The sequence below is a fragment of the Microcoleus sp. Pol7_A1 genome (genome assembly GCF_036701085.1).
Lineage (GTDB): Bacteria > Cyanobacteriota > Cyanobacteriia > Cyanobacteriales > Microcoleaceae > Microcoleus > Microcoleus asticus.
Genome location: NZ_JAUBQD010000022.1, coordinates 18,867 through 37,015, shown reverse-complemented (window position 1 = coordinate 37,015; position 18,149 = coordinate 18,867). Strand labels below are relative to the sequence as shown.

Below are 18,149 nucleotides of genomic sequence, written 5' to 3'. Positions count from 1 at the left end.
ATACTTTTAGCCGATTACTGAGTGACAGCTAAAAGTATATTTAACCTGACCGCAATGCCTATTTTACACATCCCGATCGCCAGAATTTGAATATTGTTAAACCAGGGCCCAAAGCCCAACCTCGACCACATTTAAAACTCTGTGTTGCTTCGATCTATCTATGGGGTGTTGCCATTAATGGGCGATCTACCTACAAAGAGTGTTGTGCAACTCATATTGTTTTTGTTTAATTCTGCCGAATGCTGTGGCTGCCTTCGGCTCCGGCTGCCTTCAGACGACTAATGCTTAAATTTATTGGGATTCTGCAAAAGCCGTACATCAGATCGTTTTAAACTACAATTGGTGGATTCCTGACGACGCCGATCGAACATTAAAAAAATTGTAGAGAATTCCTATGGACGCCGCAGCACTCTGGCAACGCTATCAAGACTGGCTTTACTATAACGAGGGATTGGGACTTTACCTCGATATCAGCCGCATGGGATTCGACGACGCTTTCGCAGCAGCACTGAAGCCCAAATTTGACAAAGCTTTCAAAGACATGGCAGCTTTAGAAGCAGGTGCGATCGCCAATCCCGACGAAAACCGCATGGTGGGCCACTACTGGCTGCGAAACCCCGATTTAGCTCCCACTCCAGAATTAAAACAAGAAATAGTCGAAGGAATATCACAAGTCGAAACATTTGTCAAGAAAGTTCAAAACCGCGATATTAAACCGCCCTTTGCTCCGCAATTTACCGACATAATTTCGATCGGCATCGGCGGTTCGGCCCTAGGCCCCCAATTTGTCGCCGAAGCTTTATCCCCAGACATTCCGCCCCTAGCAATTCATTTTATCGACAACACAGATCCGGCTGGGATCGATCGAATTCTCAACAAAATCAAAGACAAACTCGCCAGCACCCTAGTAATTACAATCTCCAAATCCGGCGGGACTCCCGAACCCCGCAACGGCATGATCGAAGTTCAAAAAGCCTTCGCCGCTCAAAAACTCGACTTCGCCAAACAGGCAGTTGCCATCACCGGAACAGACAGCAAACTAGACAAATTAGCCAAATCCGAAGGCTGGATTGCCAGCTTCCCGATGGCCGACTGGGTGGGAGGACGCACTTCGGAACTCTCAGCAGTAGGACTTTTGCCAGCAGCTTTGCAAGGCATCGACATTCAGGCGATGCTCGACGGCGCTAAAGTCATGGACGAAGCTACCAGAATTCCCGACATTAAAAATAATCCCGCCGCCCTTTTAGCCATGAGTTGGTATTTTGCCTGCAACGGACGGGGCGAAAAAGATATGGTAGTTTTGCCGTATAAAGATTCACTACTATTGTTCAGCCGCTACTTGCAGCAATTAGTCATGGAATCGATCGGCAAACAGGAAGATTTAGACGGCAACACAGTTCATCAAGGAATCGCAGTTTACGGCAACAAAGGCAGCACCGACCAACACGCCTACGTCCAGCAACTGCGAGACGGGGTGCCGAATTTCTTCCTAACATTTATTGAAGTGTTGGAAGACAGGCAAGGCATTTCCCCTGAAGTAGAAACCGGCGTCACTTCCGGAGATTATTTGTCTGGTTTGTTGCAGGGAACTAGACAAGCCTTGTACGAAAATCACCGAGATTCCATTACGGTCACAATTCCCCAAGTCAACCCTCGGACAGTAGGAGCATTAATCGCCCTCTACGAAAGAGCCGTAGGTTTTTACGGTTCCTTGGTGAATGTCAATGCCTATCACCAACCGGGTGTCGAAGCAGGCAAAAAAGCGGCCGCTGCTGTATTGGACTTGCAGCAACGGGTACTGCAAGTGCTCAAAGAGGCCCAAAAACCTCTGTCTGTCGCAGAAATAGCCAAAAAAGCAGGAAAGCCAGAGCAAATCGAGACAATTTACAAAACTCTGCGGCATTTGGCAGCCAACGGGCGCGGCGTAGCTTTGGAGGGAACATTAGCGCAGCCTGCTACTTTAACAGCAAGTTATAAACAGAATTAAACAGTAGAATTAAAAATTAAAAGTGAAATTAGTCACTTTTAATTTTTAAGGTTTAATTTTTAAATTCCCCTCATGCCCTTGACGATTCTGGTTGCTGACGACGATTTCGCGACTCGCTTGTCGATTATCGATTATCTGGAAATTACCGGATACTCTGTAATCCCTGCTGAGAACGGCAAAGAAGCTTTAGGCTTGGTAGATGAATTTCAGCCCCACTTGATTGTTACGGACATTACAATGCCCGAGATGGATGGCTACGAATTCGTGCGGCGAGTTCGGACTCGTCCCGCTTTCCGCTTGCTGCCGGTGATTTTTTTGACGGAACGCACGAGCACGCAGGAACGGATTCGCGGCTATCAGATGGGGTGCGACAATTATCTGGCTAAGCCTTTTGAACTCCAAGAATTGGGGGCGGTAATTCGCTCTTTGCTCGATCGCTACGCTCTAATCGCTCAGGCCCCCTCTCGTTCCCCGGAACCCGAAACGACGCCAACAGAGGCGCGCAACAGAGCCAATGGCAAGCCAGAAGCGGATTTTTTAACTCAAAAGTCAAACACAGGCGATTCCCTACGGGATAGCTCCGCTTCACGGGCATCTCCCAGCCAAAATGCTCCGACTTTGACGCAGCGAGAGCGACAAGTGCTAGATTTGCTGACAGAAGGTCTTTCTAATATTCAAATAGGCTCCCGACTCAACCTCAGCCCTCGAACTGTCGAAAAGCACGTCAGCAGCTTGTTCAGAAAAACTGACAGCAACAACCGAGCAGAACTCGTTCGCTTTGCGATGGAACACCATTTAGTCAGATAACCGCCAACGCTCGCTCGCCCAATAAAATCACCTGCAATTGTCATACAAACATGAATAACAGCATGATTAACAATTACTTAAAAAATCCAAAAATTCTATATGCGATCGCATTAGCAGCTTCCTTAATTTTCTGTATAGCCACGACATCAATGGGAATTACCAAATTTTACAGCGTTTTACAGGGTGGAGAAAACTATAACGATTTCCCTACCAACGGTTTCAGTCTCATCCGACTTTTAATTAACGGTTCCTACTTGATAGCAACAGTTACATATATTGTTTGGATAAAAAAAAACATACAAGTTCCAGCTTTCTAGACATTTGCAAGTATGCAATCCCTTTTCTGGCACTTGCGCTCATAGCTTATCCCCAAAGCAGTGACATTTATTTGTACTTGCATTACGGAGCGATGAGCTTACATAACATCAATCCTTATCTTAATAGTTCCGATACCTTCGTTTCTAACTTATCTCCTTTCCTCCACTGGTTGCAAACTTCTACCTACGGCCCAGTTTCTCTATTCTTTTTTTCGGTATCAGCATTGGCTGTACCTATTAGCCCTTTAATAGCAGTTTATATTTTTAAAATCATCTGCGTCTTGGTACACGCGCTCAATGCTTATTTAATTTGGCGGTTGCTAACAAGTTATGAAAACCGTAACCTCATAACAATGGCCTATTTAGTCAATCCCATGCTATTGAACGAGCAAATAACTAACGCTCACCTTGACGTTTTAGTTGCTAATACATTGATTGTTTTAATAGGATGTATTTATTATCAACGTTATGTTTTTGCAATTTTTGCAATTTGGGTGGGTTTTCTAGTAAAAACCTTACCTATAATTTGGTTGCCTTTAGTTTTTGCTTTTCTGTGCAAGGAGCGTCGGTGGAAAGATTTAGTAGCATCAGTCTTGCTTTCTTTATTAATTATCGCCGTGATAACTTATACGTTTCTGCCAACAGTTTCAGCTTGGAGAAGTCTGTTAAATCCCGGAGCCGCCGGGGCGACAGCTCGATCGTTTCACCATGCTCTCAATTTATTTCTGAATTTTCTGCCCAATGTAAGTGTTGAAACCACGGAAATTATTCTATCATTCTTCAAATATTTTGCGTATTTAAGTTGGATAGTTTACTATGCAGTGACGTTGATTAAATCATTCTTCCACAAAAATGACTCGGAAATTAATTTGGTATCAGATATTGGATGGACGACTCTCACTTTGTTTTTGTTTGCTACACCTTGGTTAATGCCTTGGTATCCATCTATTTTGCTGCCAATTGCTGCTTTGAGTATCAATTCTCCCAAATTTGTATTAACAAGTTTAACTTTTTCTTTGTCACCCAGTATTATCTTGGGAGGGGGAGCTGGAACAACTCTGATATCGCTAGTTACGAGTTTTGTTAGCGTTGTCCCCCCTACAGCATTGCTAATATTCGGGCGAAAAAAGGCACTTTTTTAAATTGATTGCTGGCGGCCAAGTCTTAATTTTTCTTGAGCAATCGCGTACTCCAACAAACCCTCGGAAGCATCGTGCAGCAAATCAATTACTCGATCGAATCCGTCCGGGCCGCCGTAGTAAGGATCTGGCACTTCTTTAAGGTCGTATTTCTGGCAAAAATCGCACATCAGCCGCACTTTATCTTTATACTTTCCTGTAGCATCCAGAGCAAGAATATTGCGATAATTGTCCCGATCCATCGCCAGAATCAAATCAAAATTTTCAAAATCTTTCCTGGTAAATTGGCGGGCTTCGCCTAACAATTCAATGTCTCGCTTCCGCGCCGCCAATGCCATCCGCCTGTCAGGGGGGCTGCCAATGTGATAGCTAGCAGTTCCGGCCGAATCGCAGGTGATACGATCGCTCAAACCAGCTTGTTCAATTAAATGATTCATAATATTTTCTGCTGAGGGCGATCGGCAGATATTTCCGAGACATACAAACAATAATTTATAAGACATTAAATTAGTAATTGGTAATTATTAATTAGTAATTGGTAATTGGTAATTGGAAGGAAGAGGAAAGAAAATTTTTCCTTCCAATTACCAATGTTTCCTGCTTCATACCAATCAACCAGTCATTAGCTATCAAGCCGTTATTAAACATCCATCACCAGTGACTAATGACTAATGACTGATGACTAATGACTGATGACTAATGACTAACCGAAACCGGGGAGATTCAGTCCGCCGGTGAGTTCTTCCATTTTCTCCCGCATCGTCATCGTAGACTTAGCGTAAGCATCCTGCATCGCCACCGTGACGAGTTCAGAAACCACATCAGCACCTTCACCGAGGGCATCCGGCGAGATTTCCACGCGGCGGGGTTCTTGGTTGCCGCTGAGAAAAACCTTGACCAAGCCGCCGCCGGCAGTTCCCTCAATTTCCATTACATCCAACTCTTCTTGGAGCTTTTTAGCTCCTTCTTGAACCTGCTGAGCTTTTTTGAAAGCTTCAGTCAGTTCTTTCATTTTTCCCAGGCCGAAGCCAAATCCTTGTCCTGATTTTGTCATAACTACTTTGTGATGGTGTGTGGGCTGGCAGTCTGCCGTTTCCGTATTACTTCAATGATGCCTTAGAAGGGAAACTCTCCCAGTATTCTAACTTCTGGCTCCAACAACAGCGACCACCGCTGCTCGACTTGCTGTTGAACGTGGCGGATCACTTGAAAAATATCATTGGCCGTTGCCGACCCGCAGTTAAGAATAAAATTAGCATGGCGCTGAGCTACTTGTGCGCCACCGATCTGATATCCCTTCAGTCCCGCTTGTTCGATGAACCAACCTGCTGTCTTGGGGCCGGGGTTGCGGAAGACTGAGCCACAGCTCGGTAAGTGGTAAGGTTGAGTTGTCCGCCGCTGGCTGAAATGGTCATTAGTTTCTGCCATTACTTGCGATCGGTCGAATCCCGGCTGCAACTGGAAAGTCGCTTCTGTTACTAGCCGATCGCCCCCTTGCAGCACCGAAGTCCGGTAGCGGTACTCCAACTCTTGGGGAGTCAGAATTTCCACCTTGCCATCAGGGGATAGGACGCGAGCGCTGACCAGAATATCAGCAGTACAGCCTCTGTGAGCACCTGCATTCATCACCACAGCCCCTCCCACAGTGCCGGGTATGCCGACTGCCCATTCTAGGCCTTTCCAGCCCCGTTTAGCCGCCAACCAAGCGAGGCGGGGAATTGACTCCCCCGCCCCGGCTGTAACTTGACCTGTTTCTGGATTAAAATTGACCTGTTTGAGGTAGCGAGTGCCGACGACCAAACCGGACAAACCCCGATCGCTCACCAACAAATTAGAACCCGCACCCAGCAGAGTCACAGGCACTCCTTCAGAGTCAGCCCAGGCAAAACTCGCTTGCAAAGCCTCCATACTGCGGGGAGCAATGTACCACTCGGCAGGGCCGCCGACTCGGAAGGAAGTCAGGCTTGCCAGCGAAACTTGGGAGTTAATCTTGCAATCAGTTCCCCGCAAAGAAATAGGAGAATACACTCGTCGATTGTCCTTAACAGAGGAGTCATTCGAGATAGTCACCATCTTGAAAATCCTTAAAAATACCTGCGCTCGAAGACGTGGTTGAAAATTCATTTACCTAACTTATGCCGCCTCTTTGAGCGGCCCGCCAGATAGCAGTGTCGGTACAACCTGCACCGCCCTGGCTGTCGATCGACTCTTGTGGATGGGCGATTGAGCTAATCCGGGCGATCGGCTTTTTGATAAAAAGCCATAACCTCTGGAATAATCTGATTCAGATTGCCAGCACCCAAAAACAGAGCCAAATCCCCCGGTTGCAGATTTTCGGTTAAAAACTTACTTACCGACTCCAGGGAAGGCCGAAACTCAACCTCTCGGCCTTCTTTAGCAATCAAATCAGCAACTTGCTGCCCGCTAATCTCTCCTAAATTCGTTTCCCCAGCACTATAAATATCGCAAGCCACAACCAAATCAGCATCCCCAAAAGATTGAGCAAATTCTGGCAAAAATGTCAGAGTCCGGCTGTAACGGTGGGGTTGAAAAATCGCAACCACTCTTCGGGATTTGGGATTTTTTTCGCTACCTTCGATGCGCAAGCGAGCCGCCGCCAAGGTGACACGAATTTCGCTAGGATGGTGGGCGTAGTCGTCCACAAACAGGATGTCATTGTGAAAACCCCGCACCTCAAAACGGCGGCGAGCTCCTTCAAAGCCAGCAATAGCTTTGGCAATCGCCGAAAACTCTAACCCCAACAATCGACCCACGGCTACCGCAGCTAGTGCATTGCTGAGATTGTGTTTGCCTAGCAACTTCAACTCCATTTCCCCTAGGAAAGCTCCTCGCTCCCAAATGTGGGCCTTGGTGCTTTCAGCTCCGTACTCCACGCCCGAAGCCGTGTAGTCAGCACCGCTGTCCGGCTGCAAGCTATAACTGACATGAGGCTGAAGGCAGTCTTTGACGATTTGGTCGTCAATGCAGCCCACCAAGGTTTGACAGTTTTGGGCAAACACCTTAAATGTGTCTATTACCTGGTCGAGGGTATCGTAATGGTCTGGATGATCCAGTTCCACATTCGTCACTATGCCAATTTTGGCTACCAGCTTGACGAGAGAACCGTCGGATTCATCAGCCTCGGCAACTAAGTAGGGGCCTGCCCCCAAACGGGCATTGCCTTCCCAAGCATTTACCTCGCCTCCTACTACGATCGTCGGGTCTAGACCCGCCGCCATCAGCATGAAGCCGATTAAGCTGCTAGTAGTAGTTTTGCCGTGAGTCCCCGCTACGGCTATGCTTTGGTAATCTTGAATTAACGCTGCCAACACATCCGATCGATGAAAAATCGGACAGCCCAAATCTAAAGCAGCTCGATATTCGGCATTTGCCGGGTGAATTGCCGTCGAACATACTACTTGAGGTAATCCCGGAATTGCTTGGGCGTTTGAACCGTTGCCGTTGAATTGGAGAGCTTCGGCTGTCGCGACAGAAGCCCCTACCGTACCAGCGACTGCCGAGGATACGGCCCTTTCCTGTGGCCCGCGGTCGGGACTGCTACCGTTAAAGGCCGTTTGAAATAATTCAAAATTGCTGGCGTCTTGACTCCAAAAAATATGAGCTCCCATTCCTTGCAAGCGCTCGGTTATGTGACTCGATTTAATGTCGGAGCCGTACACAGGCAACTTGCGTTTAGCTAGAATGTAGGCAAGGGCTGACATCCCAATCCCGCCAATGCCGATAAAATGAAATGGTCTACCGCTGAAATCAACAGAACTCGGCATCTTTGCTCCTCACACACCACACCACGCCAATAACACGCGATATCATATCAAGAATTGTTTTTTCAGGATACAGTTCGCTAGAGATTTTGTACAAAATTCTCTGCGCGTCCCTTGATTTGCGGGACTTGTAGAGATATTTGTCTTGTATCCTATATGACTTACTACCGAGTAGTTTTCCGGAACAGTCACAGCTCGAAAATTGCAGAGAACAGAAAACGGGGTCTGGGGTCTGGATCAATAGACTAATTTTGGGTAGTTGCATACTCCTGCATTCTTTCTATTTCTATCCGCCTGCTGTGCTGGGATACGGCAGCAAGAGCCCCACAACTTTTTTACCAAGATTGAGGGAAAACCCATAAGGATTTACAAACACTACCACGTATGACAAAATTTCGCTCATTTTATAGTCATAAATCTACTTTTACGGTCATTTTCTCCTGAAAGTCAGAGATTGACACGATCGCAGCTATAGTATATATTTTTACTTGATTGTATGTATACAAGTTATGCAGTTACTCGAAATAGTCCAAAAGCCATTAATCAAACCAATGATTGGGTTCGATCGAGAAGCCGATCGAGGCTCTTGGCAGTCCTTAAAATTTTTACCAATCCGCTAAGTATATCTACTGTCAAAACTTTGTCGCCCGCCAACAAACTAATGCTCGGGCGGTCGATAACCCACTCTAAACAAGTTGGGATTAATATTGGTAAGGTTAATCATCCAGTCCTAGACGCACTCCGACGCTCGGAAACCGGTTTTTTAACTCTGATTGAAGGTTTGAAGAAGTAAGGGGGTTAACAAAATCGGTTTTAGCGTCCAGGACTCGTCCTGGACGCTAAAACTCCGGTCCTCCAGGGGTTGGTCTCCGATGTGAAGCGAGGGTTTTGTAATAAACGAGCTTATGTTTAAAAGCGTACAAACATAAAATTTGCGCGATGTCTGTATTAATCCTGATTTTTGGGAAATATGGGGAAAATAGCGATTTTGGGGGGGACTTTTGACCCGGTTCACTGGGGCCACGTGTTGGTTGCGGAGACGGCTGCAAGTCAATTTGGTCTCGATCGAGTCATTTGGGTACCCGATCGCTCTCCTCCTCACAAGTGGCGCCCGGATTTGGCAAGTTTTGAGCGACGGCGGGAAATGCTCGCTCTCGCGATCGGCGATCGCCCTGACTTCCTACTTTCGCCGCCGGAGGCAAATGCCTCGGAGAGTTCTTTTGCGATAGACACCCTGCTGTATTTGCAAAAATTGTATCCAGGCGATCGCTGGTACTGGATTATTGGTAGCGACGCACTCCTTACTCTCCCCAAATGGCATAGGTGCGGCGAAATTGGCGGGTTGTGCGACTGGTTGGTGGCCCCGCGTCCGAGTCAGGGAGGGAAAACAGGAGAAAGCCGGGAGATTGGGGGAGTGTCCGAGTGGGGAGATTGTCCGAGTGGAAAGCCCCTCGATTCCGGGGACACGATGCTGGTTCAGGCAAATGCTGTTGGCCGGCGAGTTGCCGAACAAATGGCTCTTTTGGACGTGGATATTCGCTGGGAGGTGGTGTCCATGCCTGCGATCGAGATTTCGTCGAGCCAAATCCGCCGTTGCTGCGCCGAAAGTCGCGACCTCCGCTACTTAGTCCCGGAAGTTGTCCGGGCTTATATTGCGGCCCATCAGCTTTACCAGTAACCAGCGGCCGAATGCCGAATGCCGAATGCCTTCTGGGTTGCGATTTCGGCGTTCTAAAAAAGTTCCAGCTTTTTTGATAAACACAAAAAGTTAGAAAGGATCGACCTTTGCGATATGATCTTGTCTCATAAGTCAATTCTTAAATTTTTCCAAAATTTAAGCCTGAGCAAGGGGCTGCCATCATTAGGAGGTACAAGGTGATTAGAGTCGCGATCAATGGTTTTGGACGTATCGGCCGCAGTTTTGCACGCTGCTGGTTGGGCAGAAAAGATAGCCAGCTAGAACTGGTAGCTATTAATGACACTTCCGATCCGAAAACTAATGCCCACTTGCTGAGATACGATTCCATGATGGGAACGTTGAAGGATGTGGACATCAGTACGGATGAAAATTCGATTATTCTCAACGGCAAGACAGTTAAATGCGTGAGCGATCGCAATCCGCTCAACCTGCCTTGGAAAGATTGGGGTATTGATCTGATTATTGAAGCAACCGGCGTCTTCGTTGACCAGGCTGGTGCATCGAAGCATATCACGGCCGGTGCTAAAAAGGTGCTGATTACAGCTCCCGGTAAGGGGCCTGAGGTCGGTACTTACGTGATGGGAGTTAACCACCACAACTACAAGCACAGTGACTACACTGTCATCAGCAATGCTAGCTGTACCACTAACTGTCTAGCTCCCGTGCTGAAGGTGCTTCACGAAAATTTTGGCATCGTCAAAGGCATGATGACCACTACCCACAGCTATACTGGCGACCAGCGCTTGCTGGATGCCAGCCACCGGGATTTGCGGCGGGCCCGGGCTGCTGCGATGAATATTGTGCCGACTTCTACCGGAGCGGCCCAAGCTGTGGCTTTGGTGATTCCAGAATTAAAGGGTAAGTTAAATGGCATCGCCATGCGCGTGCCGACTCCTAATGTGTCGGTAGTTGATTTTGTGGCTCAGGTAGAGAAAAAGACTTTTACCGAGCAGGTAAATCAAGTTTTCAAAGAAGCGGCCGAAGGCCCCATGAAAGGGATTTTGGAGTACAACGATTTGCCTCTTGTTTCTTGCGATTATCGCGGAAACGATGCTTCTTCGATCCTGGATGCCAGCTTGACGCTAGTTATGGATGGCGACATGGTGAAGCTGTTGTCTTGGTACGACAATGAGTGGGGCTACAGTCAGCGGGTGGTTGACTTGGCTGAATTGGTCGCCCAAAGGTGGGAAGCCTAGTACCCGAAGGCAGAAGGGATTAGTCATTCGGCCGAAGGTAAAAATGCTGATATTTTGTACTTTTGAGTCGATTTCTAGCTGACTGGTTATTTCTGTTTTCGAGCGGTAGAGACTTTTGGCAGTTGATAGTTGGCGAGTAGAAAATGAAATATCGTAGGGACACGGCAGTGCCGTGTCCTGCGGCCGATATCCGTATGCTGCTACTCCCAGCTATCGATCAAACTTTTTGCAATAATACTTCGATCGGGCTTTCGGGTCTGCTTGATGATAAATTAGTTGTTTGTTTGTAGTAAGCGCTTAAAATTGCTTTGGTTAAGTTCTAGGAAAATCCCAAATATTAAAAAAATAAAAATTCCGACTATAAAAGTTAAAAACCTGAAAAAATAGCAACAGCTACGGTACAGTGTTGAAAACAAAATGTGATATGAAAAAAGCGTTAATTAGCGGTATATCAGGTCAGGATGGAGCTTATTTAGCTAAACTGTTGCTCGATCGAGGTTATGAAGTTTGCGGCACCTCCAGGGATGCCCAAATGTCTAGTTTCGGAAACCTGGCCCGTTTGGGCATCCGAGACAGAGTGAAACTAGAATCCATGTCTCTCAACGATTTTCGCAGCGTCTTGCAGGTACTAGCGAAAATTCAGCCCGACGAAGTGTACAATCTAGCAGGTCAAAGTTCCGTCGGTCTGTCTTTTGAACAACCAGTAGAAACCCTCGAAAGCATTGCCACAGGCACACTGAATCTGTTAGAAGCAATTCGGTTTACAGGCGGAAAAATTAAACTTTACAATGCCAGTTCTAGCGAATGTTTTGGGGATACCGGAGGCAGTGCAGCGGATGAAAATACGCCTTTTCGCCCCAGAAGTCCTTACGCGGTAGCGAAAGCAACGGCATTTTGGGAAGTAGCGAATTATCGGGAAGCTTACAATTTGTTTGCATGTTCTGGTATCCTGTTCAATCACGAGTCCTCGCTTCGGCCGGAGAGGTTTGTTACCCAAAAGATTGTATCTGTTGTGTGCCGAATTGCTGCGGGCAGTTCCGAAAAACTGCATTTGGGAAATATTTCAGTGCAGCGGGACTGGGGTTGGGCGCCGGAATATGTGGAGGCGATGTATTTGATGTTGCAGCAGGAAGAACCGGACGATTATGTAATTGCCACAGGTGTAAGTTATCCTTTGGAGGAGTTTGTGCAGACAGCGTTTGTTTCTGCGGGTTTGGATTGGCAGGAACATTTAGTAACCGATGCGAGTCTTTACAGACCGACGGAGATTGCTGTAGGGAGGGGAAATCCGGGTAAGGCAAAAGAAAAATTGGGCTGGGAGGCAAAATATAAAATGCCCGATGTGGTGCGGATGATGGTGGAAGCGAGGATGGGTAAGGTGTGAGGATTTTTTCAGAAAATATAGCTCTTTGTTTGCAATAAATACCTGTTGTGAATTATCAGCGGTTGTGTACCCTTTTCAAGATGTGAAACAATGCAAGTAGTTATATTAGCCGGCGGTTTGGGGACACGTCTCCGAGAAGAAACAGAATTTCGTCCCAAGCCCTTAGTTGATGTGGGCGGGCATCCGATACTATGGCACATTATGAAGACATATGCCCATTACGGTTTCCGGGACTTTATTGTATGTTTGGGCTATCGCGGCAACATGATTAAGGAGTATTTCCTGAATTATGAAGCCATGAATAATGACTTTACTATTTGCTTGGGCCGCCAGAATTGCATTACTTATCACGATGATCACAAAGAACAAGATTTTAAGGTGACACTGGCAGAAACTGGCTCGGACACTATGACTGGGGGGCGGGTGAAACGTGTGGAGAAATACATTACTGATGATACCTTTATGGTGACATACGGTGATGGAGTTGCTGATATCGATATAGGAGCTTTGGTGAATTTTCATAAGGCTCATGGTAAGCTGGCAACTGTTAGTACAGTTCGTCCGATATCGAGATATGGTATTTTAGATGTGGACAACCAAGGCAAAGTTCTGGAATTTACGGAAAAACCTCAAATAGATGGCTGGGCTAGTGCAGGATTTTTGGTACTTCACCGCAGCATATTTGAGGCTTTGAGCGGGGATGATTGTTTTTTTGAGCGAGAGCCACTAGAGCGGTTAGCGGCCCAGGGACAATTGATGGCGTACCGCCACGAAGGTTTCTTTTTTGCGATGGATACTTACCGCGAGTATAAATATTTGAACGAACTTTGGGATAATGGAGAGGCTCCTTGGAGGGTGTGGGAATGAGTGAATTTTGGCGCGATAGATCGGTATTGGTGACAGGTTGCACTGGCCTTTTGGGTAACTGGTTAGTAGCTGAGTTGCTGGAAAGAGGAGCCTTGGTAACGGGATTAGTCCGTGACTTGGTACCCCAATCTCGACTTTATGCTGGAGAGTGGTACCGGCAAATTAATACCGTTCGCGGTTGTGTCGAAGATTTGCCGACGGTAGAACGAGCGATTAATGAGTATGAAGTAGATACGGTGTTTCATTTAGCAGCTCAGACCATTGTGGGAGTTGCAAATAGAGAGCCGTTGGCAACTTTTGAAACGAATATTAAAGGCACTTGGAATATTCTAGAAGCTTGTCGCCGGGTTGGAGGTGTGAGTCGAATTGTCATAGCATCCAGCGATAAAGCCTATGGAGACCAGCTAGTGTTGCCTTACAGCGAAACAACTCCGCTGCAAGGAGAACACCCTTATGATGTTTCTAAAAGCTGTGCTGATTTAATCAGTCGGACTTATTATGTTACCTATGGTTTGCCGGTTTGCATTACTCGCTGTGGGAACTTTTACGGCGGCGGAGACTTGAATTTTAATCGGATAGTTCCATCTACAATTCGCTCGGCCTTACGAGACAAGCCGGTAGTCATCCGCAGTGATGGCACTTTTATCCGGGACTATTTCTATGCGAAAGATGGGGTTTTAGCTTATCTCCATTTGGCCGAACAAATGGACAGGAAAGAAATTTTGGGAGAGGCATTTAATTTCAGCAACGAATTGCAAATTTCAGTGCGGGGAATGGTAGATAAGGTTTTGGAATTGATGGACAAGACTCATTTAGAGCCTGTCGTATTGAATCGTGCTAAGAATGAAATCAAACATCAGTATCTCTCGGCAGATAAGGCGCGAAAAATGCTCGGTTGGGAGTCTAAGTATCCTCTAGAAGAAGGGTTGAAAGAAACAATTGAATGGTATGAAAACTTTTTGAAAGAGGAAAACACCTGTGTCATCAGCGTGTGATTGAGGGTTTCTGTGACTCAGGTTTTAATTTTATTTCTCTTATTTGATAGTCAAGGGGTATAATTCTGTGCCATCTAAATGTCGTTTTTGCAGTCACCCATTGGAGCATACTTTTGTAAATCTGGGGATGTCGCCGCTGGCGAATGCTTTTCTATCTCAAGAGCATCTGAATTGTGCAGAGAAATTCTATCCGCTTCATACTTATGTCTGTGCTAATTGTTTTTTAGTGCAGTTAGAAGAGTTTGAATCCCCGGATAGCATCTTTAGCGATTATGCTTATTTTTCTTCCTATTCAGACTCTTGGCTGCGCCACGCCAAGAATTACACTGGTTTGATGGTGGAGCGCTTTGGATTTGACGAAACCAGTCAGGTAATTGAACTCGCTAGCAATGATGGCTACTTACTCCAGTATTTTCAGCAGAAAGGAATTCCTGTATTGGGGGTTGAACCTGCTGCAAATGTAGCTAAGGTGGCTGAGGGAAAAGGGGTTCCAACTTTAGTCAAGTTTTTTGGAGTGGAAACGGCTAAAGAGTTGGTTTCACAAGGCAAACAGGCAGATTTGTTGCTGGGCAATAATGTGTTGGCTCATGTGCCTGACTTGAATGATTTTGTGGCGGGGATGAAAATTATCCTGAAACCCAATGGCATATTGACAATGGAGTTTCCTCATGTATTGCAATTAATTCAACACAAGCTGTTTGACACGATTTACCACGAGCATTTCTCTTATTTTTCGCTGTTGACGGTTGAGAAAGTTTTTGCAAGTCACGGTTTAACTTTGTTTGATGTGGAGGAATTACCTACGCACGGCGGTTCTCTGCGGATTTACGGGAGGCATGAGGATTTTGATAGTATAGCAGTTGGCGATCGCATTTCCCAACTGAAAGCTAAGGAAGTGCAAGCAGGGCTAAATCAGATTGAAATTTATGTAGGATTTTGCGAACAGGTTATGTCTACGAAGCGCCAAATGCTCAGTTTCCTAATTGATGCCAAAAACCAGGGCAAATCAATTGCGGGCTACGGTGCGCCGGCGAAGGCTAATACGCTGTTGAACTATTGCGGTATCCGCACGGATTTGATTGATTATACGGTGGATTTAAGCCCGCACAAGCAGGGTTTGTTTTTGCCGGGAACTCAGATTCCGATATATCATCCAGATAAAATTCGGGAGACTAAACCGGATTATTTGGCTATCTTGCCTTGGAACATCAAGGATGAGATAGTAAGTCAGATGGATTATATCGGCGAGTGGGGAGGTAAGTTTGTGGTGTTGATTCCTCAAGTCGAGGTAATAGGATGAAGTTTACTGAAACGAAGCTTAAGGGAGCTTATGTTATTGAGGTAGAGCCCCTAGCAGATGACAGGGGATTTTTTGCCCGCAGTTGGTGTCAAAAGGAGTTTGCAGAACATGGATTGAATCCTAATTTAGTGCAATGCAATATTTCTTTTAACCTGAAAAAAGGTACTTTGCGGGGGATGCACTATCAGGCAAAACCGCGCGAAGAAGCAAAGTTAGTTAGATGTGTAAAAGGCGGAATTTATGATGTAATCATAGATTTGCGTCCAAACTCGCCTACTTTTAAAGAGTGGTTTGCGATAGAGCTAAACTCCGAAAATCGCAAGATGATATATATTCCTGAAGGTACGGCTCATGGCTGTCAAACTTTGGCAGATAATACGGAGGTTTTTTACCAGATGTCGGAATTTTATTATTCTGAATTAGCCAGGGGAGTGCGGTGGGATGATCCAACTTTTAGTATTGATTGGCCGGAGATATCTCAGCGCGTAATTTCGGAAAAAGATAGCAATTTCCCCGATTTTGTGCTATGAAAAAAGTCCTGGTTACGGGGGCAGGGGGTTTTGTTGGCAGACACTCGATCAACACGCTGGTGGAACACGGGTTCGAGGTTCACGCTGTCGCTTCTAAGACTTTGCCGACTTTAAGTTCTGACTGTACATGGCATCTGGCAAATTTGTTAGATCATACATTCATTAAAGAGGTAGTTTGTCAAGTAAAGCCAACACATTTGTTGCACTTTGCCTGGTGTTATACTGTACCCGGCCAATATTGGAAATCTGAAGATAACTTTTTGTGGGTGCAGGCAAGTTTGGAATTATTGAGGCAATTTCGAGAGCAAGGTGGCGAGCGAGTAGTGATGGGTGGAACCTGCGCCGAGTATGATTGGAAGTATGGTTATTGCTCGGAAGTTGTAACGCCGAGAAATCCAGATACTCCCTACGGTATCTGTAAAAAAGCTTTGCAGGAGATAGTGAACTCCTATTCCGAGACGACAAGTCTCAGCAGTGCTTGGGGACGTATTTTCTTTCCCTACGGTGATTACGAGTACCCAAATCGGCTGGTTTCTTCAGTGATTCTTTCTCTGTTAAAGGGAGAGGCTGCTCGCTGCTCTCACGGTAATCAAATCCGGGATTTTCTGTATGTACAGGATGTTGCTGATGCTTTTGTGGCTCTGTTAGAGAGTGAGGTGACGGGTCCTGTTAATATTGGATCGGGACAGCCGATCGCCATTAAAGATGTTGTTTATAAAATAGCAGCTCTAATCGGGCGATCAGATTTAGTGCAGTTAGGTGCTATTGCGTCTGCCGCGAAAGAAGCGCCTTTGTTAGTGGCTGATGTGACTCGTTTATCGAATGAGGTAGGCTGGCTGCCCAAATTTAATTTGGAAATGGGATTAAGGCAAGCTATAATCTGGTGGAATAATTCAAATTATACAGGATTAAAAATTGAGTAAAAAGTGATGCTAACAGATACAAAAAACTATAAATATTTCGCCGTAAATGGATCTTAAGTATGCAGAGATGCCCTGTTTGCAATTCTAACTTAATAGCCCCCTTTTTGGTTCGAGGTAGCGTACCCGTCCACCAAAACTTAGTGATGGCAGATATAATATCTGCTAGACAAATAAATCGCGGCAATCTAACTCTAGCAGTTTGTGAAGACTGTGGATTTATTTTTAATCAGGATTTTGATGGTGCCAAGTTAAGCTATGGAAAGGAGTATGATAATACCCAGACTTATTCGCCATCTTTTGAGAGTTATATTTGCGAACTTGCGCGCTCTCTAATCTATGATAAAAACGTTCAAAATTGCTCGGTTGTAGAAGTTGGCTGTGGCAAGGGTTCATTTTTAAGAAAGCTAGTAGAATCAGAGGAATGGGGAAATACTGGTTATGGATTTGACCCAAGTTATGTCGGGGCAGAAACTGTTTTTGACGGTCGCCTGAAGTTTGAGAAGCGTTACTATGACTCAGAGTGTGCTAATATTCATGCTGATGTAGTTGTTTGTCGTCACGCGATCGAACATATTCCCGATCCTTTGAGCTTACTCTTTTCTGTCCGACAAGCTTTGGTTCATTCTCCTCAAGCTCGCGTTTTCTTTGAAACGCCTTGCGTCGAGTGGATACTCCGCAATCAAGTAATATGGGATTTTTTCTACGAACACTGTTCCTACTTTACGGCACAGTCTCTAGCGACGGCTTTTGAAGTATCTGGTTTTCAGGTTGAGAGCGTAGAGCATATATTTGAAGGGCAATATCTATGGTTAGAAGCTACGATTCCGACCCAAAAACCTGCGGTTACTAAAAAACCAGCATTCATTTCAATTTTAGCTAACCAGTTTGCTAGATCAGAACGAGAACTGATCGGCAAGTGGGAAATTAAGATTCAAGAATTAGCTAGCCATGGAAAAGTGGCTCTTTGGGGGGCTGGAGCTAAAGGTGTAACTTTTGCTAATACTATCGATCCAGATCGTAAATGGATTGACTGCATTATTGACCTGAACCCTAATAAACAAGGTAAATATATCCCTGGGACTGCTCACCCGATTGTCAGCTATCAGGATATAGCCATTCGAGAAATTACAACTGCTATCTTGATGAACCCGAATTATTATCAAGAAAACCTAGTATTATTAAAGGCATCCAATTTAAACATTGACCTATTAGTGGAGTAAGTT

General features: G+C 45.7%; 17 protein-coding genes. 13 read left to right on the top strand and 4 right to left on the bottom strand.

Annotated features, from left to right (window positions below; genetic code table 11):
* Window positions 1-394: 394 nt before the first annotated feature.
* From QUA20_RS14580 to QUA20_RS14565, 4 genes are all read left to right on the top strand, one after another.
* Window positions 395-1,987, top strand: a complete 1,593-nt coding sequence (locus QUA20_RS14580; RefSeq protein WP_333189518.1) for a glucose-6-phosphate isomerase — start codon at window positions 395-397, stop codon at window positions 1,985-1,987.
* Window positions 1,988-2,059: 72 nt separating this feature from the next.
* Window positions 2,060-2,794, top strand: coding sequence for a response regulator transcription factor (locus QUA20_RS14575; protein ID WP_333189517.1), 735 nt, complete (start codon window positions 2,060-2,062; stop codon window positions 2,792-2,794).
* Between the two features lie 62 nt (window positions 2,795-2,856).
* Window positions 2,857-3,111: a hypothetical protein gene (locus tag QUA20_RS14570; RefSeq protein ID WP_333189516.1), complete on the top strand. Its 255-nt coding sequence runs from the start codon at window positions 2,857-2,859 to the stop codon at window positions 3,109-3,111.
* Between the two features lie 92 nt (window positions 3,112-3,203).
* Window positions 3,204-4,253 carry a hypothetical protein gene (locus tag QUA20_RS14565; RefSeq protein WP_333189515.1) on the top strand — a complete coding sequence of 350 codons (1,050 nt, stop codon included), beginning with the start codon at window positions 3,204-3,206 and terminating at the stop codon, window positions 4,251-4,253.
* Here QUA20_RS14565 and QUA20_RS14560 read toward each other — a convergent pair.
* The 4 genes from QUA20_RS14560 to murC form a co-directional block, all read right to left on the bottom strand.
* The gene (locus tag QUA20_RS14560; protein ID WP_333189514.1) at window positions 4,250-4,753 is read right to left on the bottom strand and encodes a low molecular weight protein-tyrosine-phosphatase; all 504 of its coding nucleotides are present in this window, start codon (window positions 4,751-4,753) and stop codon (window positions 4,250-4,252) included. The two genes, QUA20_RS14565 and QUA20_RS14560, sit on opposite strands and share 4 nt — an antisense overlap.
* A gap of 200 nt (window positions 4,754-4,953) precedes the next feature.
* Window positions 4,954-5,304, bottom strand: a complete 351-nt coding sequence (locus tag QUA20_RS14555) for a YbaB/EbfC family nucleoid-associated protein (RefSeq protein WP_006634273.1) — start codon at window positions 5,302-5,304, stop codon at window positions 4,954-4,956.
* 62 nt (window positions 5,305-5,366) lie between these two features.
* On the bottom strand, window positions 5,367-6,323 hold the full coding sequence (gene murB, locus QUA20_RS14550) for a UDP-N-acetylmuramate dehydrogenase (protein ID WP_172185842.1): 957 nt from the start codon (window positions 6,321-6,323) through the stop codon (window positions 5,367-5,369).
* Between the two features lie 155 nt (window positions 6,324-6,478).
* Window positions 6,479-8,035, bottom strand: a complete 1,557-nt coding sequence (gene murC, locus QUA20_RS14545) for a UDP-N-acetylmuramate--L-alanine ligase (RefSeq protein ID WP_333189513.1) — start codon at window positions 8,033-8,035, stop codon at window positions 6,479-6,481.
* Between the two features lie 967 nt (window positions 8,036-9,002).
* Between murC and nadD the strand changes: the two genes are divergently transcribed.
* From nadD to QUA20_RS14500, 9 genes are all read left to right on the top strand, one after another.
* Entirely contained in the window at window positions 9,003-9,710 is a 708-nt protein-coding gene (gene nadD, locus QUA20_RS14540) for a nicotinate (nicotinamide) nucleotide adenylyltransferase (protein WP_333189512.1), read from the top strand.
* 197 nt (window positions 9,711-9,907) lie between these two features.
* Window positions 9,908-10,927, top strand: a complete 1,020-nt coding sequence (locus tag QUA20_RS14535; RefSeq protein WP_172185783.1) for a type I glyceraldehyde-3-phosphate dehydrogenase — start codon at window positions 9,908-9,910, stop codon at window positions 10,925-10,927.
* A 424-nt stretch (window positions 10,928-11,351) separates the two neighbouring features.
* Entirely contained in the window at window positions 11,352-12,311 is a 960-nt protein-coding gene (locus tag QUA20_RS14530) for a GDP-mannose 4,6-dehydratase (protein ID WP_333189511.1), read from the top strand.
* Between the two features lie 90 nt (window positions 12,312-12,401).
* Window positions 12,402-13,178 carry a glucose-1-phosphate cytidylyltransferase gene (gene rfbF, locus QUA20_RS14525; protein WP_333189510.1) on the top strand — a complete coding sequence of 259 codons (777 nt, stop codon included), beginning with the start codon at window positions 12,402-12,404 and terminating at the stop codon, window positions 13,176-13,178.
* Window positions 13,175-14,173 (top strand): GDP-mannose 4,6-dehydratase, encoded by a 999-nt coding sequence (locus QUA20_RS14520; RefSeq protein WP_333189509.1) that lies wholly within the window; start codon window positions 13,175-13,177, stop codon window positions 14,171-14,173. Before rfbF ends, QUA20_RS14520 begins: the two co-directional genes overlap by 4 nt.
* Before the next feature lie 67 nt (window positions 14,174-14,240).
* The gene (locus QUA20_RS14515; RefSeq protein ID WP_333189508.1) at window positions 14,241-15,473 is read left to right on the top strand and encodes a class I SAM-dependent methyltransferase; all 1,233 of its coding nucleotides are present in this window, start codon (window positions 14,241-14,243) and stop codon (window positions 15,471-15,473) included.
* Window positions 15,470-16,003: a dTDP-4-dehydrorhamnose 3,5-epimerase gene (gene rfbC, locus QUA20_RS14510; protein WP_333189507.1), complete on the top strand. Its 534-nt coding sequence runs from the start codon at window positions 15,470-15,472 to the stop codon at window positions 16,001-16,003. The genes QUA20_RS14515 and rfbC overlap by 4 nt, the downstream gene beginning before the upstream one ends.
* A complete protein-coding gene (locus QUA20_RS14505; RefSeq protein WP_333189506.1) occupies window positions 16,000-16,926 on the top strand; it encodes an NAD(P)-dependent oxidoreductase in 927 nt (308 codons plus the stop codon). The genes rfbC and QUA20_RS14505 overlap by 4 nt, the downstream gene beginning before the upstream one ends.
* Before the next feature lie 143 nt (window positions 16,927-17,069).
* Window positions 17,070-18,146 (top strand): class I SAM-dependent methyltransferase, encoded by a 1,077-nt coding sequence (locus QUA20_RS14500; protein WP_333189505.1) that lies wholly within the window; start codon window positions 17,070-17,072, stop codon window positions 18,144-18,146.
* Window positions 18,147-18,149: the final 3 nt, after the last annotated feature.